Raw genomic sequence first — 23,579 nt, 5'->3', positions numbered from 1 at the left:
CCGCCGACGGACGGGCGGGCCCGCCGCCGGTCAGGCCGGCGCGGTGCCCGGCCGGTCCACGGCGTCGAGCGCGACCTGCCACGGGAAGTGCGGCGTGGCGTCGGGACCGGCCGGACCGGGAACGAACCCGCCCTCTCCGTACAGGACTTCGGCTCCAGCGCCGCGCAGCACCGTCAGGGACTGCTCGAACTGCGGGTGCGCGGCGAGAGCGGCGTTCGTGCAGGGCATGGCCACCACCGGAACGCCCTTGCCGAGGGCTTCGGCGGCCACTCCCACGGTGAAGCGGTCGGTGAGGCCGAGCGCCCAGGCGTTGACCGAGTTGAACGTGGCGGGCGCGAACAGCAGCGCGTCGGCGGCCGGCCACACGTCCGGCTCGCCGGGCATCTTGTACTGCCAGCGCACCGGGTTGCCGGTCAGCGCGGCGAGGCCGTCGAGGCTGCCGGCCACCCACCGCGCCGCTGTCGGGGTGAGGCCGAGGCACACGTTCCAACCGCGCGACTGGGCGTCCTCGATCACGTGGGCCACGTCGAAGACGGGCGGGGCGGCGGAACAGAACAGGTAGAGGGTCCTCATACGGTCATGTGATCACATTCCCTGCCTCCGGCTGACGTTGAGGTCGAACGGGGACGTGGACGCACGCGTATGCGGTTGAGCTCTTCAACGATGTCGCGTCGCACCGCCCGGCGGTTGACTGAGGGCATGACGAAGAACGAGAACGAGAAGGCGACCCTGGTCATCGGCGGTACCGGCAAGACCGGTCGGCGGGTTGCGGAGAAGCTGGCGCACCGGGGCCGGCCGGTCCGGATCGGATCGCGCGCCGGTGAGCCCGCCTTCGACTGGCACGAGCCCGCCACCTGGGGGCCGGCGCTGGAGGGCGTCGACCGGGTGTACGTCACCTACTACCCCGACCTGGCCTTCCCCGGCGCCGCCGAGCAGATCGGCGCGTTCGCCGAGCAGGCCGTGGCCGCCGGAGCCGGCCGGCTGGTGCTGCTGTCCGGGCGCGGCGAGGAGGCCGCCGAGCACAGCGAGCACCTGCTGAAGGCCTCCGGCGGGGACTGGACCGTCGTCCGCGCCAGCTGGTTCAACCAGAACTTCGACGAGAGCTTCTTCCTGGACCCCGTGCGGCACGGGGAGATCGCCCTGCCGACCGCCGACGCCGTCGAACCCTTCGTCGACGCCGACGACATCGCCGACGTGGTGGTGGCCGCGCTCACCGACGACCGGCACATCGGCAAGACGTACGAACTGTCCGGGCCGCGCCTGCTCAGCTTCTCCGACATCGCAGCCGAACTGTCCAAGGTGACCGGACGGGAGATCGCCTACGTGCCGGTGTCGGACGCCGACTACCGGGCGGTGCTGCGCGACCAGGGCCTGCCGGAGGACTTCGCCGACCTGTTCGCGCTGATCCTGGACGGACGCAACGCGCACCTGGTGCACGGGGTGGAGGAGGTGCTCGGGCGGGGGCCCAAGGACTTCGCGGACTACGCCCGCGAGGCGGCCGCCACCGGGGTGTGGAACGACTGAAGGGGGCGACAGCCGCCCGGTACGGGGAGGATGGGGTCATGGACACGCTGACCGGACTGCTCGAAGGGCCCAAGGCCCGCGGCGCCTACCTGCAGAAGTCCGTCTTCAACCCGCCCTGGTCGCTGCGGATCGAGGACCGGGCGCCGCTCTCGGTGATGACGCCCGTACGGGGCACCGCCTGGCTGGTGCCCGACGCGGGCGAGCCGGTCCTGATCGGCCCCGGTGACGTGGCCGTCGTACGGGGACCCGTGCCGTACACCGTGGCGGACGCGCCGGGCACCCCGGTGCAGGTCACCGTGGGCGCGGACCAGCGGTGCAGCACGGGGGACGGTGAGGACGTCACGGACACCATGGCGTTGGGGGTGCGCACCTGGGGGGCGCGGGCCGTCGACGCCGGATCGGTGGTGCTGCTGAGCGGCACCTACCAGGCGCCCGGTGAGATCGGCCGGCGGCTGCTCGGGGCGCTGCCCACGGTGCTGGTCCGGCCCGCGGGCACCGCGGACGCCACCTTGATCACGCTGCTCGCCGCGGAGGTGTCCCGGGACGAGCCCGGCCAGGCGATCGTCCTCGACCGGCTGCTCGACCTGCTGCTGATCGGGGTCCTGCGGGCCTGGCTCGCCGCGCCGGGCTCGGGGGCGCCCGCCTGGTACCGGGCGCAGGCCGACCCCGTGGTGGGGGTGGCGCTGCGGCTGCTGCACGAGAACCCCGCGCACGGCTGGACGGTGGAGGAACTCGCCCACAAGGCCGGGGTGTCGCGCGCCTCGATGGCCCGCCGCTTCACGCAGCTCGTCGGCGAGCCGCCGGTGGCCCACCTGACGGGCTGGCGGATCGCCCTGGCCGCCGACCTGCTGCGCGAGCCGGAGGCCACGATCGCGACGGTGGCCCGCCGGGTCGGCTACGGCACGCCGTTCGCGCTGTCGGCGGCCTTCAAGCGGGTACGGGGGGTCAGCCCGCAGGAGTACCGGGCCGGGGCGGCCCCGTCCCCCGCGGGGGTGGGGGTGGGGCGCACCGTCGTGCTGCCGTAGCCGCCGCACCGGCCGGCGCCGCGGGGCCTTTCCGGGGCGCTCAGGGCAGGGGGATGACGGCGACCGTCTGGTCGCCGCTGAACTCGCCCGTCGGCCGGAAGCCCAGGCCCAGGTAGAACGGTTCCGGGCTGCCTTCGGCGCGGCTCCAGCAGACGTGGGCCTCGGCCGCACCACGGGTGCGCAGTTCCTGGAGGACGGCGCCGACCGCGAAACGGCCGTAGCCCTTGCCCTGGTGTCCCGCGGAGATGTTGAGCCGCCAGATGCCGGAGCGGCGTTCGTCCGGGTCCTTCGCGGGATTCCACACGATGTCGACGAAGGCCATGACGAAGCCGACGACCTCGTCGCCGTCGACGACGGCCCGCGGCCAGGCCACCGGTCCGTGCATGTACGCCTCCGCCAGCGACTTCACGACGGGGGAGACGAGGTGTTCCTGGGCCGGGGCGACCCGTACCGCGCACACCGCGTCGAAGTTCTCCTCCGTGACGGGCACGAGGCGAAGTGAAGAGCTGATCATGCTCCAAGCGTACGGTTCGGCCGTGAGGTCATAAACTGCGTGACGGATGACCACGGAACCGGCGGAAGGCAGCAGTTGACACCCGAGCGGATACTCGTGACGGGAAGCGCCGGTTTCGTCGGTTCCCACGTGACGGCCCTGCTGTCCGAGGACGGCGGCCCCTTGCTGCGGCTGCTGACCCACCACCGGAGCCCGGCGGCCGCCGGGAGCAACGTCGAGGTCGTGACCGGCGACCTCACCGATCCCGCCTCGCTGCACGGGATCTGCGGGGGCGTCACCACCGTCCTGCACCTGGCGGCCCGTATCGGGGGCACCGAGGAGCAGTGTCGGACGGTCAACACGGAAGGGACCCGCGCGCTGTTGGCGGAGGCCGCGCGGGCCGGGGTACGGCGCTTCGTGCACCTGGGCACCGCCGCCGTGTACCGGGACGTTCCGCACCGGGGCGAGGCCGAGGGCGAGCTGGAGGAACGGCCGTCCTCCCCCACCAGCGTCACGCGGCTGGAGGGCGAGCGGCTGGTCCTCGCGGCGGGCGGCACCGTCCTGCGCCCGCACCTGGTCTACGGGCGCGGCGACATCTGGCTCGTTCCCGCTCTGGTGCAACTGATGGGAATGCTGCCGCATTGGGTGGACGGCGGCCGTGCGCGCATCTCGCTGATCTCCGCGGATGCGCTCGCGGGGGCCCTCGTCGACCTGGCCCGGCTGCCCGCGCTGCCCGGCGGGCAGGTGCTGCACGCGAGTCATCCGGAGCCGGTGACCTCCCGCGAGCTGATCACGACGGTGGGGCGGGCACTGGGTGTCGCCCTGCCGGAGGGCGACATCACCCTTGACGAGGCACTGGAACGATGGGGGGCGGCCGGTGATCCGGTCACCCGGCGCAGACTTTCCCTGCTGACCACCGATCACTGGTACGACAGCGGCGCGCTGTGGAAACTGGTCGGTGCCGAACCCGGTCCGCGACTGACCGAGGGGTTCGGGGCGTACGCCCCCTGGTACCGGGAGCGGTTGGGGCTCTGAGCGCGCCGCGTGCCCCTGGGCCGCCGTCGCCCGCCTCAGACGGTGCCGGTGACGGTGGCCTCGAAGGTCTTGACGTCACCCTGGCGTCCGGTGACCTGGACGATGCGGACGGCGGGGTCCGTGGAGTGGGCGACCTCCGTGTCGATCCAGCAGGGGGCGTCGAGCTCGGCGTAGCTGTGGAAGAAGCTGTCGATGCCGGTCGGCTTGAACGCTTCGCCCTCCAGGACCCCGCAGGCCGCCTGACGGGCGGCCTCGATCAGCACCATGCCCGGGTGGTGGTCGTTGGGGTGCTCGAAGAGGACCGGGTGCCCGAAGTTGGGGCTGAGCAGCCAGCGGCCCGGCCGGTCGCCGGCGGCGAGGACGACGTCGGTCGGCGAGACGCGGCCGGCCGACTGTGCGGGGATCGGCGCCGGGGAGGGGCCCATGCGGAGCGACGAGGACGCCTTGGCGTACTCGCCGCGAAGTCTGCGGTACACCGCGGGGGACACGCAGCTGAAGAGCCCCGAGCCGGTCGCCGCGATCCGGTCCCCCCGTCGGACCGTCACTTCGACGAACCCTGAGAATCTGTTGCCCTGCCAGGCGAAGTCCCGGCAGGTCACTATGAGTTCGAGATCGCTGGGGCTGTTGCCGATGAACATCTCGGCGGGTTCGGTCTTGAAACCGAGGCTCCAGACCAAGGCGTTGTGGGTGAGGGGCACTCCGTACTCGGCGTGCGCCAGCAGGAGTCCCGCCTGGCGGATCGTCTCCGCCGCCTGCACCGGGTCGTGGCTGAGGCCGTCGGCGCTGGTGAAGAACATGTGGGCGCGGGGCCACTGGGCGGTCACCCGGAAGACGTCGTCGCCCATCCGCTCGTAGCCCGTCAGGAACACCTCGGCGACCGCGCTCCGGTGTACGTATTCCCGGGGGACCGTGCTGGTGAGCTGCTGCTGGATGTCGTTACAGCGCGTCGTCCACCGACCGCCCTCCGTGCGCGGTGCAGTCGGTGCGGTGGTGTTGTTCTCGAACGTGAGCAGGGTCATGGACCTCTCCGCAGAGCCGAGGTTGACGGATGGAACGAGCACTCTGCGACGTAAGATACGTACTCTCCGGTTTTATTTGCAAGGAAATAGCGCCTTCCACTTATCGAACGCGCCCCGACCGGACGGGTTCGGCGGAGGGGCGTGGAGGTGGCGGGCCGACGGTGCGCCCGCAGGCCGCACAGGGGAAACCACGGGGCGGGAGGCCTATCAGAGGGGCGACGTGGGGGGGTGTGGATTGAGCCATACGGGGCAGATAAAGAACCGACCAGGCGGTTGTTTCTTGGAGGTGACTGCGAGTCATCCTCTAGCGACAAATCGGCGGCCGGGGCGCCTCGTGATCGTCCGGTCGATCACCGCGCGTACCCCGCGAGTGCCCCCCGCGTGCCCCGCGCGGCAGCGGAGGGAGGCTCGTGTGTCCCTAGGCGTTATGGTTTGCGGGTTGATAAAATACGGACCTTCTGGTTGGTTTTAATGGGGGGAGGGGGTCCTCTAGGGGATCCGTCCGTAGTCACCCACTGTGTATCGGAGGCATCGTGGCACGTCAGGAGCGTGCAGTGCGCACGCGTCGTGTGATCTTGGAAGCGGCAGCCGCAGTCTTCGACGAGCGGGGGTTCGAGGCCGCCACCATCGCTGACATCCTCGCCAAGGCCGGGGTCACCAAGGGCGCGCTCTACTTCCATTTCGCGTCGAAGCAGGACCTTGCCCGCGGCATCCTCGACGAGCAGTACACCGAGGGAACCGTTCCGCCGCGTGAGATCAAGCTTCAGGAACTCTTCGACCTCGGCATGGTGCTCGCCTACCGGACGAAGCACAACCCCCTGCTCAGCGCGGGTACCAGGCTCTCCCTGGGGCCGGACATGCGCGAGATCTTCGGCGGCGGGTCCGTGCCCGGCTGGATCCAGGTCACCGAGGACGTGCTCCTCCAGGCCAAGGCGCAGGGGGAGTTGCTCCCCCACGTGAACACCGCCGAGGCGGCCTGGGCGCTGTCCGCCGGTTGGGCGGGGGTGCAGATCTACTCGCAGACCCTGACCGACCGCGCGGACATCGAATACCGGGTCTCGGTCTTCTATCAGCACTTCTATCCGAGCATCGCGGTTCCCGCGGTGCTGGCGCGGCTGGATCTCGGCCCCGAGCGGGGCGCGACGGTGGCGGCGGAGATCCGACTGCTGGACGAGGCGGCCGCGGCCGCCTCGGTCGGGGAGCCCGTTCACACCTGAGCCGTGCTCGGCCGCACCTGAGCCGCGCTCCAGCGCGGCTCGAATCCGGTTCGATGATCGGCACAGACCATGGGGGATGTTCATAGCTCCGGCAAACCGCCGGGGCGGTTTGTGGAGTCCTCATGGTCAAGCAGGAACGTGCCGCCCGCACGCGTGAAGTCCTGGTGCGAGCGGCCGCCGAGGTGTTCGCGGAGGAGGGGTTCGTCACCGCCTCCATCGCGGCCATCAGCAAGCGCGCCGGCGTCAGCGCCGGCGGGCTGCACTTCCATTTCGGGAACAAGACCGCGCTGGCCGAAGCCGTGGCGCGGCGGGCGTCGGCGACCCTGCGCACGATCACGGTGTCCCGGGTCTCCGACGGCAACGCCCTCCAGGCGCTCGTCGACTCCACGCACGAGTTGATGGAGCTGCTGGCCCGCGATCCCGTCGTCAACGCGGGCTTCGGGCTGTGCGCGGGCACCGGCGCGGTCACCCTGACCGCGCGGGGCGGCGGCGCGGGCTGGGACCTGCGCGTGCAGTGGCAGCGCTGGGTCGAGGGCATGTTCCGCGCCGCGCAGCGCGAGGGTCGGTTGGCCGAGGGGGTGTCCCCGCAGGCGGCGGCTGCCGCCGTGGTGGCGGCGATGGTCGGCTTCGGGGTCCTCGGAGCCGGAGGATCCCGCCGGTTCGGCCCCTCCGGCGTCACCCCGTACTGGCAGCTGATGCTGCCTCGGCTCGCAGCGCAGGGCTCCCTCGGGGAGCTCATACCGGCCGGCTCGGGCGCGGTCCGGGCCTCGCAGCCCCACTGAACCGACCCGGCTCACGTCGCCGAAATCCCGTCCGGCCGGGGCCACTTCGAGGGCATCCCGGTGGCCGTTCCTGGGGCTGCCTGTCGGATTCGGCCGGCACGGCCCGCGGTGCGGACCTTGATCAATGGGACCAAGTGGCCGGACCGGTTGGTTGGTTCTGGCCGCTCCACACCCCTCGGACGGGTTTCCGAGGGGTTTTTTTCTTGGATCCTTGAGCCCCCGAAAGCGGCTCCGAAGCCCCCTTTTGAGGCCAACTTCCCAGCTCAGGACGTGTTTTGGCCGCTTTGTGTGTCCGATTCGGGAGAGAAACGGCACAGCCGGTTTGGTATTGACAAACCGGCTCAGCTGTTTTTTGCTCATTCCAGCGAAAGTCAAGGGCTCATCCATGGACGAAGCAGGGGAGTACGGCGTGGACATCGATGTACTGGGCGCACTGGCCGTGCGGGAGAACGGGGTCTCCATCACGCCGACCGCAGCCAAGCCCCGCCAGGTCCTGGCACTGCTCGCGCTCCACGCGGACCAGGTCGTCCCGGTCGCGGCGCTGATCGAGGAGCTGTGGGGTACCGAGCCGCCGCGCAGCGCCCGCACCACCCTGCAGACGTACGTGCTCCAGCTGCGCGCCCTCATCGCGACGGCGCTCAAGGAGACGGACGGAACCCGGACCCCCAAGGACGTCCTCGTCACGCTGCCCGGCGGCTACATGCTGAACAGCGCCGGCGGGACCAGCGATGTCCGCGAATTCGACCGGCTGGCCGGATTGGGCTACCGGGCGATGGACGCGGGGGACGCGGCCGGTGCGGCGCGGTTGCTGCGCGAGGCCCTCTCGCTGTGGTCGGGTCCGGCGTTCGCGGACGTTCACGGCGGGGTGCAGCTCGACATGGAGACGCGGCGGCTGGAGGAGACCCGGCTGTGCGCCCTCGACCAGCGCATCGAGGCCGACCTCAAGCTCGGTCGGCACCGGGAGCTCCTCGCGGAACTGACGGTCCTGGCGAGCCGCTACCGCATCCACGAGAACCTGCACGGCCAGTTCATGCTCGCCCTGCACCGCTCCGGCCGCCGCGGTGAGGCGCTCAGCGTCTACCAGCGGCTGCGCGCCACGCTGGTGCGCGAGCTCGGCATCGAGCCCTCGGCCGCGCTGCGCAGCCTTCAGCGGTCGATCCTGATGACCGGTCCCGAAAACCCGGCCGCGGTCCCGGCGGCAGCCCGAAAGCGGCTGGCACAAGTGGGTTGATTCGCCGGGAGAACATCGCGCTCCGCTCAATCGCGCAAGGTTCCTTCGAAAACCCTCGAAAGGTGCAGAGGGCATTCCGCATTCCTGAAAAGGGATTTCCGAGAGGCGAATCGGAACGTATTGACCCCGGTCCTTTGGGTCGTCGGAACGGGGTTATGGGCACCAACCGGAATCATCCGGGTGGAATCCTTCGGATGTTCGTCCGCTGCGGAGATCTGCTCGATGTCGGCTTGAGATGCGGGTGACCTGGGATCCGCCTGACATATCGTCATCCGGTCGAATGCTGAAAACCGAGAGTACGTCGACGAAATACGGAGGGGAGACGGGAGACCGTGAAGATTCAGGTTCTGGGTCCGTTGAGTGCCGAGGTCAACGGGGCATCGATCGTTCCCACGGCGGGCAAGCCGCGTCAGATCCTGGCGCTTCTCGCGCTCTACCCGGGCCGGGTGATGCCCGTGCCGACGCTGATGGAGGAGATCTGGGGGACCAAGCTGCCCGACAGCGCCCTCACCACCCTGCAGACGTACATCCTCCAGCTCCGCCGCCGGCTGGGCACCGCGATGGGGCCGGGCGCCCCGGGAACGGCCAAGGACGTGCTCGCCACCCGGCACGGCGGCTACCTGCTCCAGATCCCGCCGGAGTCCGTGGACGTCCACGCGTACGACGCCCTCGTCGCGGGCGGCCAGCAGGCCTTCGACGACGGTGACGACGAGCGCGCGGCGGACCTGCTGCGCAAGGCGCTCGCCCTGTGGCAGGGGCCGGCCCTGGTCGACGTACGGGTGGGGCCGATCCTGGAGATCGAGGTGCTGCGGCTGGCGGAGAGCCGCCTGGTGACGACCGAGCGGCGGATCGACGTCGACCTCAGGCTCGGCCGGCACACCGAACTCCTCGCCGAACTCACCGAGCTGATGGCCCGCAACCCGCAGCACGAGGGCCTGCACTCGCAGGCCATGGTCGCCCTGTACCGTTCGGGGCGGCAGGCGACCGCGCTCGACGTGTACCGCCGGCTCCGGGCCCGGCTGATCGGCGAACTGGGCGTCGAGCCCTCGCAGCAACTCCAGCGCCTGCACCAGGCGATGCTGCGGGTGGACCCCGCGCTGGACGTGGTCGCCGGACCGCGCCGCGGCTCGACCTTCGACTTGTACGCGGCCTGAGCGCGCATCCCGCGGCCGCCGGGCGTCCCCCGCACGTTCCAGCGCGGCTGTGACCGTGCTTGAGGAACCCTCCACCGGATCCCGCCAGGCTCACGTCGCGCCGGTATGCGCACCCGCGCCGGCGGACGAGGAGAAGGGCAAGCCATGGACCGGCTGGAACTCACCGACCTGACTCGCATCCTGCGGGTATGGGGAGGCGAGGACGAGTGCGTCGAGCTGACCGAGGAAGTACAGGACCTGTACTGGGACGAGCTCGGCTACGACAGCCTCTCCGTCCTGCAGACCACCGGCTCGGTGGAACGCCGGTTCGACATCCTGCTCGACGGGGAAGTCCTCGAACTGGCCGACACCCCGCGCCGCTTCCTCGCCCTGGTGAACGCCGTCCTGGGCAGCCGGGCGGGGGTCTGATCCCCAACGGTCGACCCGGTCGGCTCCCCAGGCCCGGTCGGCCGTGCACGGCGCGGGACGTCGGGCGCTCGCGGAACTCCACCAGTGCTCCACGCGGATTCCGGCGAACGCGGACAGGATCTGCGTCAAGCGTTGAGAGAGGGTGTCTGATGTCTGTCGAGCGATCACACCGGATGTCACACGCGGTCGACGCGGCCGCGCCGGCCGGAGTCCTGTACGCCTTGGTGGCCGACACCACCCAGTGGCCGCTGCTCCTGCCGGACAGCATTCACGTGGAGCGTCTCGACTTCGACGGGACCACGGACCGGTACTTCCAATGGGCCGTCGTCGACGGGGTCCCGCAACCGTCGCTGTGGCGGCGCACCCTGGACGCGAGACGCCGGCGGGTCGACTTCCGCGCGGAGCGGTCCGGGGCCCCCGTCAGCACGACCGGCGGCAGCTGGAGGGTGGAGGAACTCGCGCCCGGCTGGTCCCGGCTGACGCTGGAGCAGGACGTCAGCGTCACCGTCGAGCGGGCCGCGGACGCCGAACGGCTCCTCGCCGCGGCGCGGGCCGGGGCACGGACCACGTTGGACCGGCTGCGGGCCGCCGCGGAGGGCTGGCTGCGGCTGGACGCGGCCGCGTTCTCCTTCGAGGAGTCCGTACGGATCCAGGGACCGGCCGAACCGGTCTACGAGTTCCTGTACGGGGTGGCGTCCTGGCCCGGCCGGGTGCCGCACGTCGTGCGCGCCGAGGTCACCGAGGGCAGCCCCGGCGTCCAACACGCCACGGTCGTCAACCTCGCCGGGGACGGCTCCGCCTACACCACCGAGGCGGTGCGCGTGTGCTTCCCGGCGGCCGGCCGGATCGTCTTCAAACAGCTGCGTCCGCACGCCCTGCTGAGCGCGCACACCGGCGAATGGTCGGTGGAGCCCGACGCGACCGGTGTCACCGTCGTCGCCCGGCACGACGTCCTGCTGGACGAGCGGATGGTGGAACGCGTCCTCGGCCCGGACGCGGACCTCGCGCGGGCGCGCCGGTTCGTCCGCGAGGCGCTCGGCGCGGAGAGCAGGGCCACGCTCGGGCCGGCGCAGCAGCACGCTCGGGAATCGGTCAGGTCGCTCCGGTCGGTCTGACCGCGGAGCCCCGGCGGCGGGACCGGCTCCACCGGTCCTGCCGTCGGCCCGTGTCCCGGGCGCCCGCGGATCCGCCGCGCCCTGCCGGACGGTACCCCGGAGGCACCGGTCGTCTCCTCGGGAGGGCTCAGTAACCGGTGCTCGGGGTGTCGAGGCCCGCCAGCAGGGCGGGGCGGGCCAGACAGGGCATGACCACCCGCCAGAACCCCGCCAGCGTGCGCGGGGAGAGCCACTGCGGGTCGTCCCGTCCCAGGACCGCGAAACCGAACGTGGCCGCCACGACCGAGGCGGCCACGCCGTGCCCCGACAGGCCGGGGACCAGCGCGTCCTCCTGCTTCGCCTCGGCGAGCAGCCGGTGCACGTACACGTGCCATTCCCCGAGCAGGGCGGACTGTGACGCGTACGCGGGTTCGCGCGCGAGCTGGAGGCCGGTCCGCGCCACCACGTCGTACGAGAGCAGCCCGGCCAGGGCCAGCGTGCTGCCCGCCAGAGCCTGCAGGGCCGAGGTCCGCTCCGCGTACACCGTGCGGGCGGCGGCGCGCAGGCGCCGCGCGGCGGCGGCCTCGACGGCCGCGCCGACCGCGGCCTTGTTCTCGAAGTGGAAGTGGAGCGCGCCCGGGCTCACCCCGGCGCCGGCGCTGATCATGCTCAGCGTCGCGTCCGCGTACCCGCGCTGCCCGAACACCACCGCCGCTGACTCGATCAGTGCCCGGCGGGTTCGGACAGCGCGTTCTTGTTTCATCACGGAGGGCTCCTGTATCAGTTTCCTATTCATATTAAACCGTCCCGTTGGTATTGAGTAAAAGAGTGGGGGGTGGCGGTGGCCTGTTTGGTCAGGTTCGCTGGCCGCACTTGACCCGATTTGACGTCTTTATTGACTCACTTGGCAGCACTTACAGCCTTTGACAAACCGACGAAGCGGTTTGTATCTTCTTGACGTTGGCTCAACCGAGCTTGAGGGAGGGGGGCAGATGAACCAGCGTTCCTACGCTGTGCTGGAACCTCACACAGCCGCCGCGGGGGCGGGCGGAGGGTTCTCGCTTGCGGAGGGTCCGAGAGCGCCACAGAACGGCCCGGCCCAGTCGGCGCTGTGGCGGATCCTCATCGTTGAGAACGACGCCGTCGAAGCGGAGACCCTGGCGCGCGGACTGCGTCGTCACGGTCACGAGGTCGACATCGTCGCCACGGGGAGCGAGGCGCTGCGCAGCTACGCCGACGCCGACCTGGTCCTCCTCGACCTCGAACTGCCGGACCTGGACGGTCTGGAGGTGTGCCGGGGGATCCGTGCGGCGCACCAGATACCGGTGATCGCCGTCACCGGCCGGGGCAGCGAACTCGACCGGGTCCTGGGCCTGCAGGCCGGCGCGGACGACTACCTGGCCAAGCCGTACGGCTTCCGCGAGCTGATGGCCCGGATGGAAGCGGTCATGCGCCGGTCACGGCCGTCGCGCCCCGTCGCCGCCACCATCACCTGCGGGGCGCTGCGGATCGACGCGGGCACGCGGGAGGTGACCCTGAACGGGGAGCCCGTCGAGACCACCCGCAAGGAGTTCGACATGCTCTACCTCCTCGCCTCCCATCCCGACACCGTCATCCCCCGCAAGATGCTGATGCAGCAGGTCTGGGGTGACTCCTGGTCCCGTCGCACCGTCGACACGCACGTCAGCACGTTGCGCAACAAGATCGGGGCCGGCTGGATCATCACGATCCGGGGAGTCGGCTTCCGCTTCGGCCAGGGCTGAGTCCCACTCCGGTGCCCGGATCCCGGTCCGGCAGGAGACGCGGAACCACAACCGCACCGCGGTGCGCGGGCGGACGACGAGCAGGGCCGGGGCGGACCAAGGGGGACGGACATGACCGTGACGGCGCTGTGCCACGGGGAGGGCTGCCGCGGCGACCGTTCCGACGGACGCGGCCGGCGGCGTGCGGTCCAGGGCAGTCGGCTGTGCCGGTCCTGCCGGGACCACTTCGGCGCGGGCCTGGCCGAACTGGCCCACCTGTACGAGGAATGCGGGCGGGTGCTCGGCGGCGGAGCCCCGGGCAGCCTGCGCGAACGAACCACGGGCGGTGAGCACCCCGGGCTGCCCTTCAACGCGGCGGCAGCCGACGTGCGTGCCCGGATGGTGTCCGTACTCGGCTCCTGGAGCGGCCTGGTCGCCCAGCAGCGGAGCTGCGCGCCGCCGCCGCGCACGGCCGCCGCGCTCACGGCGTTCCTGCTGCGCAACGCCGACTGGCTCGCGGCCCATCCGGCGGTGGCCGAGGTCACCGAGGAGATAGCCCGGCTCGTCCGGGCGGGACGCCGCGCCGCCTTCCCCGACCCGACGCGCACCATCCGGCTCGGTGCCTGCCCCGAGCCCGACTGCGCGGGCGGCCTCGCCCTCGCCATACGCGACGGGGCCCGGTCCGCCGGTCCGACCATCGTGTGCGACGCCGACCCGGGCCACCGCTGGACCAGCGAACGCTGGAGCGAACTGAGCCACTCCATGGAGCCGACCCGCCCGGCCGGGACCGCCGCCGGGGACGCCGCGGCGGCCGCCGTCCCCACCGAACGCTGGTTGACCGCGGCGGACATCGCGCGGCTGTGGCACGCCCCGACGGGCACCGTCTACCGGCTGGCGAGCGAGGAGCGGTGGCGCAGGCGCAACCGCGCGGGGCGCACGTACTACAGCGAGACCGACGTCCGTGCCTGCTTCAGCCGCCGGGCCGCTCGCGGCTGACCTGCCGTACGCGCGACCGACCTCGATCCGCCCGTCCCCGGGGTGCGGAGGGACACGCGACCGCGCGCCGAACCGCGCGGGAAGGCGTGCGAACGGGCACGGCGGCGCTCGGAATTCCGCACGCTGCCGCACGGGAACGCGCACGGCGACGCACGGGAACGCGCACGGCGACGCGCGGGAACGCGCACGGCGGGCCCGGAATTTCGGATGGTGCCGCGCGGAAGCGCGCACAGCGTTCGGTAGGGCCCGGATCGAGCGGTCTGACCTGCGCTTGACCTTCGCTTGGCCGTGTCGCGACTCTACGGACCAGCCCTTGTGGAACCTGACCGACTCCTGAATCCGCCGCCATTGAATGCCCTCCCGTCTCCGAAGAACCTTGTAGTCAAGATCCGGTGCACTGTCTCCGGAGGCGAATTCGAGGAGACCTGATGGACGCCCCTGTGATCGTCGTCGGCGCGGGGCCGGCGGGCATGATGCTCGCCGGTGAACTGCGGCTGGCGGGAGTCGCCGTCGTCGTCCTGGAACGCCTGGAACGGCGTACGGGCGAATCACGCGGCCTCGGCTTCACCGCGCGCACGCTGGAGACCTTCGACCAGCGCGGCATCCTCGCCCGGTTCGGCGACGTCGAGACGAGCACGCTCGGCCACTTCGGCGGCCTGCCCCTCGACTTCGGGGTGCTCGACGGCGCCTGCCAAGCCGCCAAGACCGTCCCGCAGTCCGTCACCGAGGCCCACCTGGAGGACTGGGTCACCGGCCTGGGCGCCGACATCCGCCGCGGCCACGAGGTCGTCGCGGTCCACGACGACGGGGACGGCGTCGACGTCGAGGTGCGCGGTCCCGACGGCCGGCACACCCTGCGCGCGGCGTACCTGGTGGGTTGCGACGGCGGTCGCAGCACCGTCCGCAAGGCGGCCGGCTTCGACTTCCCCGGCACCGCGGCCACCATGGAGATGTACCTCGCCGACATCAAGGGCATCGAACTGAAGCCCCGCATGATCGGCGAGACCCTGCCGGGCGGCATGGTGATGGTGGGCCCGCTCCCCGGCGGCACCACCCGCATCGTGGTCTGCGAGCGGGGCACGCCGCCGCGCCGGCGCGAGGGCCCGCCCTCCTTCGACGAAGTGGCCGCCGCCTGGCAGCGGCTGACCGGGGACGACATATCGGCTGCCGAGCCCGTGTGGGTGAGCGCCTTCGGCGACGCGACCCGGCAGGTCACCGAGTACCGGCGCGGCCGGGTGATCCTGGCCGGCGACTCCGCCCACATCCACCTGCCGGCGGGCGGCCAGGGCATGAACACCGGCATCCAGGACTCGGTCAACCTCGGCTGGAAGCTCGCCGCGGTGGTGCGGGGCACGGCCCCGCCGAGCCTGCTCGACACCTACCACTCCGAGCGGCACGCGGTCGGCAAGCGGCTGTTGATGAACACCCGGGCCCAGGGGCTGCTGTTCCTGAGCGGCGCGGAGGTGCAGCCGCTGCGGGACTCGTTGCGCGAGCTGATGGCGTACGAGGACGTGGCCCGCCACCTCGCGGCCATGGTGAGCGGTCTGGAGATCTCCTACGAGGTGGGCGGGGGCAGCCATCCGCTGCTCGGTCGGCGCATGCCGCGCCTGGAGCTGACGACCGGCTCCGGCGAGCGGACCTCCAGCACCGAACTGCTGCGCCCCGCGCGCGGCGTCCTCCTCGACCTCGCGGACAACCCCCGACTGCGGCGGCGGGCCGCCGCCTGGTCCGAGCGGGTCGACGTCGTCACCGCCCGGCCGTACGCACCGTCAGGACCCGACGGACCGGACGGACCCGACGGGGCCACCACGGCCCTGCTGATCAGGCCGGACGGGTACGTGGCCTGGGCGGCACCGGGCAGCCACCACGACCTGCCCATGGCACTCGAACGCTGGTTCGGCGCTCCCTGACCCCCGGCGCCGCCCACCGGCGCCCGACCCACCGGCGCCCGAGCCCCGGGGGGATCCCGAGGGGAGCGGCACGCCGGGCGCCCGGCACGCCCGGCGCCCCGTACGCGCGAAGACCGGTACGCCCGGGACCCGGTACGCCCGAGGTCCGGTACCCCCTGACGACCGGCGCATCCGGCGGTCGTGCGAGCACGTCACGAGGAGAGACCCACATGGCAACGCCGCAAGCAACGATCGAGCGCGCCCCCGCCGGACCGACCGCGGAACGCCGTGACATCGTCCGGGCCGCCCGTACCGTCCTGGCCCGCGAGGGCTGGACCCGCTGCACCGCCGAGGCGACGGCCGTCGAGGCGGGCGTACCGACGGACACGGTGGAGCGGCACTTCCCGGACCAGGAACAGCTGCTGCTCAGCGTGCTGCTGGACAGCTCGGTCTCCGTCGCGGCCGCCCTCGCGTCGGTGGCCGAGAGCTACCTGGAGGAGATCACCGACCTGGAGCAGGACCTCATCGCGCTCGGCCGGGCCTGGCTGGCGCCGCTGGAGGCCTTCCGCGAACACTTCGCGATCGTCCGGCACATCAGCGCCGAGGTCAGCCGGCTCCCCGTCGAGGCGGTCCAGAAGTGGCAGGACGCCGGCCCCCGCCAGGCCCGGCGCGAGCTGGCCCGCCGGCTCCAGCGGGTCGCGGCCAAGGGGCTGCTCGACATCGCCGACGCCGACCAGGCGGCGGAACGTTTCATCCTGCTGGTCCCCTCCACCGTCGTCCAGCGCTCCTTCCTGGGGGCGTTGCCGCTGCCCGACGCCGAGGCCGACGCGCTCATCGCCGACGGCGTGGCCGACTTCATCCGCCTTTACCACGCCTGAAGCCTGTACCACGCCTGAAGCACGCACGCCCCCGACGGAAGCTCACACGAGCTCACCGAAGCTCACGGAAGAGAGAGAACGGATGCAGCACAGCAATCTGATCGTGGCCCGGATGGACAGCATGTCGAAAGACCAAGTCGCCAGCCTGTTCGCCGAGTTCGACACCACCGACATGCCGGAGCGGATGGGAACCCTGCGACGCCGGCTGTTCATGTACAAGGGCCTCTACTTCCACCTCCAGGACTTCGCCGGCGACGACGGCGGACAGCGGATCCAGGACTCCCGTACGGACCCGCGTTTCATGAAGATCAGCCACGACCTGCTGCCGTTCATCCAGCCCTACGACCCGGCGACCTGGCGCACCCCCGCCGACGCCATGGCCACCCGCTTCTACGACTGGTCGGCGTCGTGATGACGTCCCGCCGGTCCGACACGAGGGGAGGGCAGCACCGGTGGCTCGCCGGGTAGTGATCACGGGGCTCGGCGTGCTGGCGCCGGGAGGCATCGGCACCAAGAACTTCTGGAGCCTGCTGAGCTCCGGACGGACGGCGACCCGGGGGATCACCCTCTTCGACCCCTCGCCGTTCCGCTCCAGGGTGGCCGCCGAAGCCGACTTCGACCCCCGCACGCACGGGCTGACTCCGCAGGAGATCAGCCGGCTGGACCGCGCCGCCCAGTTCGGCGTCGTCTCCGCGCGCGAGGCGCTCGCCGACAGCGGCCTCGACCTCGCCGGGTTCGATCCGTACCGCACGGGCGTCAGCATCGGCACCGCCGTGGGCGCCGTCGGCAGCCTCGACAGCGGATACCGCGTGGTCAGCGACGACGGCCGGCTCGGCGAGGTCGACCACAGGTACGCACCGCGCCACATGTACGACCACTTCGTGCCGAGCTCCTTCGCGGCGGAAATCGCGTGGACCGTCGGCGCCGAAGGCCCGGCGACGGTGGTCTCCACCGGCTGCACCTCCGGCATCGACTCGGTCGCGCACGCCGTCGACCTGATCCGGGAGGGAACCGCCGACGTCATGATCACCGGCGCCGCGGACGCCCCGATCACGCCGCTTACCCTGGCGTGCTTCGACGCGATCAGGGCGACGACCTCGCTCAACGACGAGCCCGCAACGGCCTCACGGCCCTTCGACGCCTCCCGCAAGGGATTCGTCCTCGGTGAGGGCGCCGCGGTGTTCGTACTGGAGGAGTGGGACAGCGCGCGCCGCCGCGGCGCGCACGTCTACGCGGAGATCGCCGGCTACGCCTCCCGTTCCAGCGCCTTCCACATGACCGGCCTGCGCCCCGACGGCCGCGACATGGCCGAGGCCATCACGGTCGCGCTGGACGAGGCCAGGCTGAACCCCACCGACATCGACTACGTCAACGCGCACGGCTCGGGCACCAAGCAGAACGACCGGCACGAGACGGCCGCGTACAAGGTGGCGCTCGGAGCGCACGCGTACCGCACCCCGGTCAGCTCGGTGAAGTCGATGATCGGGCACTCGCTCGGCTCCGTCGGATCCATGGAGATCGCCGCCTCCGTCCTCGCGATGGAGCACCACGTGGTGCCCCCCACCGCGAACCTCCACACCCCCGACCCCGAGTGCGACCTCGACTACGTCCCGCTCGTCGCGCGGGAACACCGCACCGATGCCGTCCTGACCGTCGGCAGCGGATTCGGCGGGTTCCAGAGCGCGATGGTGCTGACCAGGCCCGACAGGAGGACCGCATGAGCGCCAGGACCCTGGTCACCGGCATCGGCGTGGCCGCCCCCACCGGGCTCGGCGTCGAGGACTTCTGGGCGGCGACCCGGATCGGCAAGAACGCCATCGGTCCCGTCACCCGCTTCGACGCCTCGTCCTACCCGGCTCGGTTGGCGGGGGAGATCCACGGCTTCGACGCCGGGGAACACCTCCCGGGCCGGCTCGTCCCACAGACCGACCGGGTGACGCAGCTCGCCCTGGTCGCCGCCGACCAGGCCTTCACCGACGCCGGAGTGACACCGGGCGACATCGACGCGTACGACATGGGCGTGGTCACCGCGGCCGGGTCCGGCGGCTTCGAGTTCGGCGAGACCGAGCTCCGCAAGCTCTGGAGCCAGGGCGCCAACCACGTCAGCGCCTACCAGTCCTTCGCCTGGTTCTACGCCGTCAACAGCGGCCAGATCTCCATCCGCAACGACCTGCGCGGCCCCACCGGAGTCATCGTCGGAGACCAGGCGGGCGGCCTCGACGCCCTCGCCCACGCCCGGCGCCAACTCCGCAAGGGCAGCAAGCTGATCGCCACCGGCGGCTTCGACGCCTCGATCTGTCCGCTGGGCTGGGCCGCCCACCTCGCCGGCGGAACGATGTCCACCGCCGCCGCCCCGGACAGCGCCTACCTGCCCTTCGACGCGGCCGCCCGCGGCTACGTACCGGGTGAGGGCGGCGCCCTCCTCGTCCTGGAGGACGAGGACAGCGCCCTGGCCCGCGGCGCGCGCACCGTCTACGGCGAACTCGCCGGCTACGGCGCCACGCTCGACCCCCGGCCCGGCAGCGGACGCGAACCCGGACTGCGCCGCGCCCTGGAAACGGCCCTCGCCGACGCCGACTGCCACTCGGCCGAGGTGGACGTCGTCTTCGCCGACGCGGCGGGCACCCCCGCGCTCGACCGGCAGGAGGCCGAGGCCATCACCGCGGTCTTCGGGCCGCGCGGCGTGCCGGTCACCGCCCCCAAGACGATGACGGGCCGGCTCAACGCGGGCGGCGCGCCGGTCGACGTGGTCTCGGCGGTCCTGGCCATGCGGGAGGGCCTCATCCCGCCGACCACCAACGTCGAACTGTCCCCGGCCCACGACCTCGACCTGGTGGCCTCCCGGCCGCGGACCGCCTCCGTGCGCACCGCGGTCGTCCTCGCCCGCGGCCGCGGAGGCTTCAACTCCGCCGTCGTGGTGCGCGCCGTCGACTGACGGCCCACGAACCGGCGTCCGTCACCGTCACCACCCCCCTGACAGCGGCGGGCGTTGCCGTGCCCCGTAGCCGGAACCCACCGGCCACGGCTCACCGATGAAGGGATCCATCGTGTCCAAGCAGGAATTCACCTTTGACGACCTCAAGCGCATCCTCCTGGAGGGCGCCGGCGCCGACGAGGGCGTCGACCTCGACGGCGACATCCTCGACAGCGACTTCGAGACGCTGGGCTACGAGTCGCTCGCGCTCCTGGAGACCGGCGGCCGGATCGAGCGCGAGTTCGGCGTCACCCTCGACGACGACGTGTTCAGCGACCACACCACGCCGCGGTCCCTGGTCGCGGCCATCAACGAGAGCCTGCGGGCCCTCGTCGACGCCTAGGGCGTGCCCCAGGCCGTGCCATCGGGGTCCCGTCCGCGCGACGGGTCCGGCCCCGCCCTCCGGGCGGCGGCCGGTAGCACTCCGAAGGCGCGTTCCCCCCGCGGTCCCGGCGGTACGGGCCGGCCGACGCTCCGACGGAGCACCGTCGGCCCGGCCCGTACCGCCCGGGCCGCTCGAAGATCGCACGGCGGTCCGCCGACCCCGAAAACCTTACGATTCCCGAGGAGTCATCAGCATGTCGCAGCCCGGCCTGCGCGAGGTGGAGCACGAGATCACGATCTCGGCCCCGGCCGCCGCCGTCTACCGCCTGATCGCCGAAGTCAGGAACTGGCCCCGGATCTTCCCGCCGACCATCTACGTCGACCAGACGCCCGACGGCCCGCACCAGGAACGCATCCGCATCTGGGCCACGGCCAACGGCGAGCCGAAGAACTGGACCTCGCGCCGCACCCTGGACCCCGAGGGCCTCGTCATCACCTTCCGCCAGGAGATACCCGCACCCCCCATCGCGGCCATGGGCGGCACCTGGATCATCGAGCCGCTGAGTGAGGACGCCTCCCGCGTACGGCTCCTGCACGACTACCGGGCCATCGACGACGACCCGGCCTCCCTGGCCTGGATCGACGAGGCCGTCGACCGCAACTCCCGCACCGAACTCGCCGCCCTGAAGACCAACGTCGAGCTCGCCCACGCCGCCGAGGACCTCACCTTCTCCTTCGAGGACACCGTCCAGATCGACGGCAGCGCCAAGGACGTCTTCGACTTCGTCAACCGCGCCGACCTGTGGCCCGAGCGGCTCCCGCACGTGGCGGTCGTCCGCCTCACCGAGGACACCCCCGGCCTCCAGGAACTGGAGATGGACACCACGCACTCCAAGGACGGCGCCACCCACACCACCAAGTCCTACCGGGTGACCTTCCCCCACGAGAAGATCGCCTACAAGCAGACGGTGCTGCCCGCCCTGATGACCCTGCACACGGGCTACTGGACCTTCGCCGAGAACGACCACGGCGTCGCCGCTTCCTCGCAGCACACCGTCACCATCAACACCGACAACATCGCCGAGGTGCTCGGCGAACAGGCCGGCGTGGAGGACGCGCGGGAGTTCGTCCGCAACGCCCTCAGCACCAACAGCCGCGCCACCCTCGGCCACGCCAAGCGCTACGCCGAGCAGGGCGGGCGCGCCGACCGGGCGGCCGAGCACGCAGAGAACAAGGCCTGATCATGTCTGGGGACTACACCGACACCCAGGTGATCGTGGTCGGCGCGGGCCCCGTCGGGCTGCTGCTCGCCGGGGAACTGCGGCTGGCGGGCGCGGACGTGGTGGTCCTCGACAAGCTCACCGCCCCGACCACCGAATCGCGCGCGTCCACCCTGCACGCCCGCACCATGGAGATCCTCGACAGCCGGGGCCTGCTCGACGGGCTCGGTGACATCCCGAACGAGCCCGCCGGCCACTTCGGCGGGATCTCCCTCGGACTGGACCTCCCCGGCCCCTACCCGGGGCAGTGGAAGGTCCCGCAGACCCGCCTGGAGGAAGTCCTCGGGCAGTGGGCGGCCGACCTCGGCGCCGACGTCCGGCGCGCCCACGAGGTCACCGGCCTGACCACGACCGGGGACGGCGTCCTCGTCGAGGCGCGGGAACCCGACGGGACGCCCGTCCGGCTGCGGGCCGCGTACGCGGTCGGCTGCGACGGCGAGGACAGCGTCGTGCGCCGGCTGGGCGGCTTCGAGTTCCCCGGCACCGACGCGGGCCGCGAACTGCTGCGCGCGGACGTCACCGGCATCGACGTCCCGGCCCGCCGCTTCGAGCGGCTGCCGGGCGGACTCGCCATCGCCGCCCGGCGCCCCGACGGGGTGACCCGGGTGATGGTCCACGAGTTCGGGGCCGCCCCCCGGCCCGGCCGGCCCTCCTTCGAGGAGGTCGCCGACACCTGGAAGCGCATCACGGGCGAGGACATCAGCGGCGGCACCCCGCTGTGGGTGAACTCGTTCGGCGACGCCTCCCGGCAGGCCGCGGACTACCGGCGGGGCCGGCTGCTGCTCGCCGGGGACGCGGCGCACCAGCAGATGCCGATCGGCGGCCAGGCACTCAACCTCGGGTTGCAGGACGCCTTCAACCTGGGCTGGAAGCTCGCCGCCACGGTCGCGGGGCGGGCCGCGGACACGCTCCTCGACAGTTACCACGAGGAACGCCACACCGTCGGCCAGGCGGTCCGGAGCAACGTCCGGACCCAGGCACTGCTGCTGCTCGGCGGCGGCGAGGTCGACGCGATCCGGGAGGTCTTCGCGGAACTGACCGGGCACGAGGACGTACGGGTCCACCTGGCCGGGATGATCTCGGGGCTGGACGTCCGCTACGAGGTCTCCTCGGGCGGCGCCGACCCGTTGCTCGGCCGGCGCCTGCCGCTGACGGGCGCGATGGCCGCGGCCGGCGCCACCACCACCTCGGAACTCCTGCGCCCCGGACGCGGACTGCTGCTCCTGGCACCCGGCGACGAGGCCCGGCGCGCCCAACTGCGCGCCGCGGCCGAACCCTGGGCGGACCGGCTCACGGTGGCGACCGCCACCCCGACGCAGGGCCACGAACCGGTGGCGCTCCTGGTCCGGCCGGACGGGCACGTCGTCTGGTCGGACGCGACGGAGCCGACGGACGCGACGGATGCGGCGGAGTCGGCGGAGTCGGCGGAGTCGGCGGAGGTAACCGGCGCGGCGGACGGAGCGCCCCGGGCCGAGGAGTTCACGGCCGCCCTGGAGCGCTGGTTCGGGCCGGTCCCGGTCCGGGCCCCGCAGCGGGACGCCGACCGTCGCGAACCGGTGACGGCCTCCCCCGCCGTACGGGTGGCGAGGGAGCGGAGGAGCGGGATGGACAGGCTGACGGGCAGAACCGCGCTGGTCACCGGATCGAGCCGGGGCATGGGTCGGGCCGCCGCCGTCCGGCTCGCGGAGGAGGGCGCGCTCGTCGCCGTCCACTACACCCAGGACGAGGAGGCGGCCCGGTCCGTCGTCGCCGAGGTGGAACGCGACGGTGGCCGCGCCTTCGCGGTACGGGCCGAGCTGGGGGTCCGGGGGGACGCGGACGCCCTGTTCGACGCCCTGGAACGGGACCTGCTGGACCGCACCGGCAGCACCGACCTGCACATCCTCGTCAACAACGCGGGGGTCATGGGCGGCGTCGGCCCCGCCGACCTCACGCCCGACCAGTTCGACCGGATCTTCGCGGTGAACGCCAGGGCCCCGTTCTTCCTGATCCAGCGGGCGCTGCGGAACATGCCGGACGGCGGCCGGATCATCAACATCTCCTCCGGCCTGACCCGGTTCGCGAACCCGGACGAGATCGCGTACGCGATGAGCAAGGGGGCGCTCGAACAGCTCGCCCTGCACTTCGCGAAGGCGCTGGGGCCGCGGCGCATCACCATCAACTCGGTGGCGCCCGGCATCACCCGCAACGACAACCCGGTCTTCGACGTCCCCGAGGCCGTCGAGCAGATGGCGGCGCTCTCCACCTTCAACCGGGTGGGCGAGCCGGAGGACGTCGCCGACGTGGTGGCGTTCCTCGCGACCGACGAGGCGCGCTGGATCACCGGCTCCTTCGTCGACGCCACCGGCGGCACCCTGCTCGGCTGAGCGGGCCGCGCGAAGGCCCCCGTACCCGCCGGCGCACACCCGCGCCGGCGCCGGGGCGGGGGGGGGGGGGGGGGCGGCCCCCCCCCCGCCCCCCCCCCCCCCCCCCAAAACCCCCCCCCCCCCCCCACCCCACCCACCAACAACACAA

Annotated in this window: 23 protein-coding genes; 19 read left to right on the top strand and 4 right to left on the bottom strand. The window is 72.1% G+C overall.

All coding sequences use genetic code 11. From position 1 onward, the window contains the following. Positions 1-30: 30 nt before the first annotated feature. Positions 31-573 carry a flavoprotein gene (locus tag AB0D46_RS34640; RefSeq protein ID WP_362883511.1) on the bottom strand — a complete coding sequence of 181 codons (543 nt, stop codon included), beginning with the start codon at positions 571-573 and terminating at the stop codon, positions 31-33. A gap of 126 nt (positions 574-699) precedes the next feature. On the opposite strand from AB0D46_RS34640, the gene AB0D46_RS34635 reads away from it, so the two are divergent. Continuing rightward, positions 700-1,524: an NAD(P)H-binding protein gene (locus AB0D46_RS34635; protein WP_362883509.1), complete on the top strand. Its 825-nt coding sequence runs from the start codon at positions 700-702 to the stop codon at positions 1,522-1,524. 38 nt (positions 1,525-1,562) lie between these two features. After that, positions 1,563-2,549: an AraC family transcriptional regulator gene (locus tag AB0D46_RS34630; protein ID WP_362883507.1), complete on the top strand. Its 987-nt coding sequence runs from the start codon at positions 1,563-1,565 to the stop codon at positions 2,547-2,549. Between the two features lie 40 nt (positions 2,550-2,589). Here the strand turns inward: AB0D46_RS34630 and AB0D46_RS34625 are convergent, their stop codons facing one another. Continuing rightward, positions 2,590-3,063: a GNAT family N-acetyltransferase gene (locus AB0D46_RS34625; RefSeq protein WP_362883505.1), complete on the bottom strand. Its 474-nt coding sequence runs from the start codon at positions 3,061-3,063 to the stop codon at positions 2,590-2,592. Between the two features lie 39 nt (positions 3,064-3,102). Here AB0D46_RS34625 and AB0D46_RS34620 point away from each other — a divergent pair, with 39 nt between their 5' ends. Next, positions 3,103-4,077, top strand: a complete 975-nt coding sequence (locus tag AB0D46_RS34620; protein ID WP_362883503.1) for an NAD(P)-dependent oxidoreductase — start codon at positions 3,103-3,105, stop codon at positions 4,075-4,077. 35 nt (positions 4,078-4,112) lie between these two features. On the opposite strand, the gene AB0D46_RS34615 is transcribed toward AB0D46_RS34620, so the two are convergent. Next, the gene (locus AB0D46_RS34615) at positions 4,113-5,096 is read right to left on the bottom strand and encodes a ScbA/BarX family gamma-butyrolactone biosynthesis protein (RefSeq protein ID WP_362883502.1); all 984 of its coding nucleotides are present in this window, start codon (positions 5,094-5,096) and stop codon (positions 4,113-4,115) included. Between the two features lie 554 nt (positions 5,097-5,650). Between AB0D46_RS34615 and AB0D46_RS34610 the strand changes: the two genes are divergently transcribed. From AB0D46_RS34610 to AB0D46_RS34585, 6 genes are all read left to right on the top strand, one after another. After that, positions 5,651-6,313: a ScbR family autoregulator-binding transcription factor gene (locus AB0D46_RS34610; protein ID WP_362883500.1), complete on the top strand. Its 663-nt coding sequence runs from the start codon at positions 5,651-5,653 to the stop codon at positions 6,311-6,313. Between the two features lie 122 nt (positions 6,314-6,435). Further along, on the top strand, positions 6,436-7,095 hold the full coding sequence (locus AB0D46_RS34605; protein ID WP_362883498.1) for a ScbR family autoregulator-binding transcription factor: 660 nt from the start codon (positions 6,436-6,438) through the stop codon (positions 7,093-7,095). 409 nt (positions 7,096-7,504) lie between these two features. Further along, entirely contained in the window at positions 7,505-8,326 is an 822-nt protein-coding gene (locus AB0D46_RS34600; RefSeq protein WP_362883530.1) for an AfsR/SARP family transcriptional regulator, read from the top strand. Positions 8,327-8,658: 332 nt separating this feature from the next. After that, on the top strand, positions 8,659-9,480 hold the full coding sequence (locus tag AB0D46_RS34595) for an AfsR/SARP family transcriptional regulator (protein WP_362883496.1): 822 nt from the start codon (positions 8,659-8,661) through the stop codon (positions 9,478-9,480). Between the two features lie 144 nt (positions 9,481-9,624). Then, on the top strand, positions 9,625-9,888 hold the full coding sequence (locus AB0D46_RS34590) for a phosphopantetheine-binding protein (protein WP_362883494.1): 264 nt from the start codon (positions 9,625-9,627) through the stop codon (positions 9,886-9,888). Positions 9,889-10,061: 173 nt separating this feature from the next. Continuing rightward, a complete protein-coding gene (locus AB0D46_RS34585; protein ID WP_362883493.1) occupies positions 10,062-11,003 on the top strand; it encodes an SRPBCC family protein in 942 nt (313 codons plus the stop codon). A gap of 127 nt (positions 11,004-11,130) precedes the next feature. On the opposite strand, the gene AB0D46_RS34580 is transcribed toward AB0D46_RS34585, so the two are convergent. Beyond that, the gene (locus AB0D46_RS34580; RefSeq protein WP_362883491.1) at positions 11,131-11,745 is read right to left on the bottom strand and encodes a ScbR family autoregulator-binding transcription factor; all 615 of its coding nucleotides are present in this window, start codon (positions 11,743-11,745) and stop codon (positions 11,131-11,133) included. Positions 11,746-11,974: 229 nt separating this feature from the next. Here AB0D46_RS34580 and AB0D46_RS34575 point away from each other — a divergent pair, with 229 nt between their 5' ends. The 10 genes from AB0D46_RS34575 (at position 11,975) to AB0D46_RS34530 (ending at position 23,431) form a co-directional block, all read left to right on the top strand. Beyond that, positions 11,975-12,745 (top strand): response regulator transcription factor, encoded by a 771-nt coding sequence (locus AB0D46_RS34575; RefSeq protein ID WP_362883489.1) that lies wholly within the window; start codon positions 11,975-11,977, stop codon positions 12,743-12,745. A 111-nt stretch (positions 12,746-12,856) separates the two neighbouring features. After that, a complete protein-coding gene (locus tag AB0D46_RS34570) occupies positions 12,857-13,720 on the top strand; it encodes a hypothetical protein (protein ID WP_362883488.1) in 864 nt (287 codons plus the stop codon). A 428-nt stretch (positions 13,721-14,148) separates the two neighbouring features. Beyond that, the gene (locus AB0D46_RS34565; RefSeq protein WP_362883486.1) at positions 14,149-15,630 is read left to right on the top strand and encodes an FAD-dependent monooxygenase; all 1,482 of its coding nucleotides are present in this window, start codon (positions 14,149-14,151) and stop codon (positions 15,628-15,630) included. 209 nt (positions 15,631-15,839) lie between these two features. Beyond that, positions 15,840-16,487 (top strand): TetR/AcrR family transcriptional regulator C-terminal domain-containing protein, encoded by a 648-nt coding sequence (locus AB0D46_RS34560; protein ID WP_362883484.1) that lies wholly within the window; start codon positions 15,840-15,842, stop codon positions 16,485-16,487. A gap of 82 nt (positions 16,488-16,569) precedes the next feature. Next, complete coding sequence (locus tag AB0D46_RS34555) at positions 16,570-16,899, top strand: TcmI family type II polyketide cyclase (protein WP_362883482.1); 330 nt, start codon at positions 16,570-16,572, stop codon at positions 16,897-16,899. A gap of 40 nt (positions 16,900-16,939) precedes the next feature. Next, positions 16,940-18,208, top strand: coding sequence for a beta-ketoacyl-[acyl-carrier-protein] synthase family protein (locus AB0D46_RS34550; protein WP_362883481.1), 1,269 nt, complete (start codon positions 16,940-16,942; stop codon positions 18,206-18,208). Continuing rightward, on the top strand, positions 18,205-19,422 hold the full coding sequence (locus AB0D46_RS34545; protein WP_362883479.1) for a ketosynthase chain-length factor: 1,218 nt from the start codon (positions 18,205-18,207) through the stop codon (positions 19,420-19,422). The genes AB0D46_RS34550 and AB0D46_RS34545 overlap by 4 nt, the downstream gene beginning before the upstream one ends. Before the next feature lie 112 nt (positions 19,423-19,534). Further along, positions 19,535-19,804, top strand: a complete 270-nt coding sequence (locus tag AB0D46_RS34540; RefSeq protein WP_362883477.1) for an acyl carrier protein — start codon at positions 19,535-19,537, stop codon at positions 19,802-19,804. Positions 19,805-20,039: 235 nt separating this feature from the next. Next, positions 20,040-21,026 (top strand): aromatase/cyclase, encoded by a 987-nt coding sequence (locus AB0D46_RS34535; RefSeq protein WP_362883475.1) that lies wholly within the window; start codon positions 20,040-20,042, stop codon positions 21,024-21,026. Between the two features lie 2 nt (positions 21,027-21,028). After that, positions 21,029-23,431 carry an SDR family oxidoreductase gene (locus tag AB0D46_RS34530; RefSeq protein ID WP_362883474.1) on the top strand — a complete coding sequence of 801 codons (2,403 nt, stop codon included), beginning with the start codon at positions 21,029-21,031 and terminating at the stop codon, positions 23,429-23,431. Positions 23,432-23,579 lie beyond the last annotated feature (148 nt).

It is taken from the genome of Streptomyces sp. NPDC048383 (genome assembly GCF_040651775.1).
Lineage (GTDB): Bacteria > Actinomycetota > Actinomycetes > Streptomycetales > Streptomycetaceae > Streptomyces.
This window is presented reverse-complemented; position numbering and strand designations above follow the sequence as displayed.

What these genes read in the sequence shown, in the direction of transcription:
- AB0D46_RS34640 (WP_362883511.1), bottom strand. Translation starts at nt 573, where the DNA reads ATGAGGACCCTCTACCTGTTCTGTTCCGCCGCCCCGCCCGTCTTCGAC.
- AB0D46_RS34635 (WP_362883509.1), top strand. Translation starts at nt 700, where the DNA reads ATGACGAAGAACGAGAACGAGAAGGCGACCCTGGTCATCGGCGGTACC.
- AB0D46_RS34630 (WP_362883507.1), top strand. Translation starts at nt 1,563, where the DNA reads ATGGACACGCTGACCGGACTGCTCGAAGGGCCCAAGGCCCGCGGCGCC.
- AB0D46_RS34625 (WP_362883505.1), bottom strand. Translation starts at nt 3,063, where the DNA reads ATGATCAGCTCTTCACTTCGCCTCGTGCCCGTCACGGAGGAGAACTTC.
- AB0D46_RS34615 (WP_362883502.1), bottom strand. Translation starts at nt 5,096, where the DNA reads ATGACCCTGCTCACGTTCGAGAACAACACCACCGCACCGACTGCACCG.
- AB0D46_RS34605 (WP_362883498.1), top strand. Translation starts at nt 6,436, where the DNA reads ATGGTCAAGCAGGAACGTGCCGCCCGCACGCGTGAAGTCCTGGTGCGA.
- AB0D46_RS34590 (WP_362883494.1), top strand. Translation starts at nt 9,625, where the DNA reads ATGGACCGGCTGGAACTCACCGACCTGACTCGCATCCTGCGGGTATGG.
- AB0D46_RS34585 (WP_362883493.1), top strand. Translation starts at nt 10,062, where the DNA reads ATGTCACACGCGGTCGACGCGGCCGCGCCGGCCGGAGTCCTGTACGCC.
- AB0D46_RS34580 (WP_362883491.1), bottom strand. Translation starts at nt 11,745, where the DNA reads ATGAAACAAGAACGCGCTGTCCGAACCCGCCGGGCACTGATCGAGTCA.
- AB0D46_RS34575 (WP_362883489.1), top strand. Translation starts at nt 11,975, where the DNA reads ATGAACCAGCGTTCCTACGCTGTGCTGGAACCTCACACAGCCGCCGCG.
- AB0D46_RS34570 (WP_362883488.1), top strand. Translation starts at nt 12,857, where the DNA reads ATGACCGTGACGGCGCTGTGCCACGGGGAGGGCTGCCGCGGCGACCGT.
- AB0D46_RS34565 (WP_362883486.1), top strand. Translation starts at nt 14,149, where the DNA reads ATGGACGCCCCTGTGATCGTCGTCGGCGCGGGGCCGGCGGGCATGATG.
- AB0D46_RS34560 (WP_362883484.1), top strand. Translation starts at nt 15,840, where the DNA reads ATGGCAACGCCGCAAGCAACGATCGAGCGCGCCCCCGCCGGACCGACC.
- AB0D46_RS34555 (WP_362883482.1), top strand. Translation starts at nt 16,570, where the DNA reads ATGCAGCACAGCAATCTGATCGTGGCCCGGATGGACAGCATGTCGAAA.
- AB0D46_RS34545 (WP_362883479.1), top strand. Translation starts at nt 18,205, where the DNA reads ATGAGCGCCAGGACCCTGGTCACCGGCATCGGCGTGGCCGCCCCCACC.
- AB0D46_RS34535 (WP_362883475.1), top strand. Translation starts at nt 20,040, where the DNA reads ATGTCGCAGCCCGGCCTGCGCGAGGTGGAGCACGAGATCACGATCTCG.
- AB0D46_RS34530 (WP_362883474.1), top strand. Translation starts at nt 21,029, where the DNA reads ATGTCTGGGGACTACACCGACACCCAGGTGATCGTGGTCGGCGCGGGC.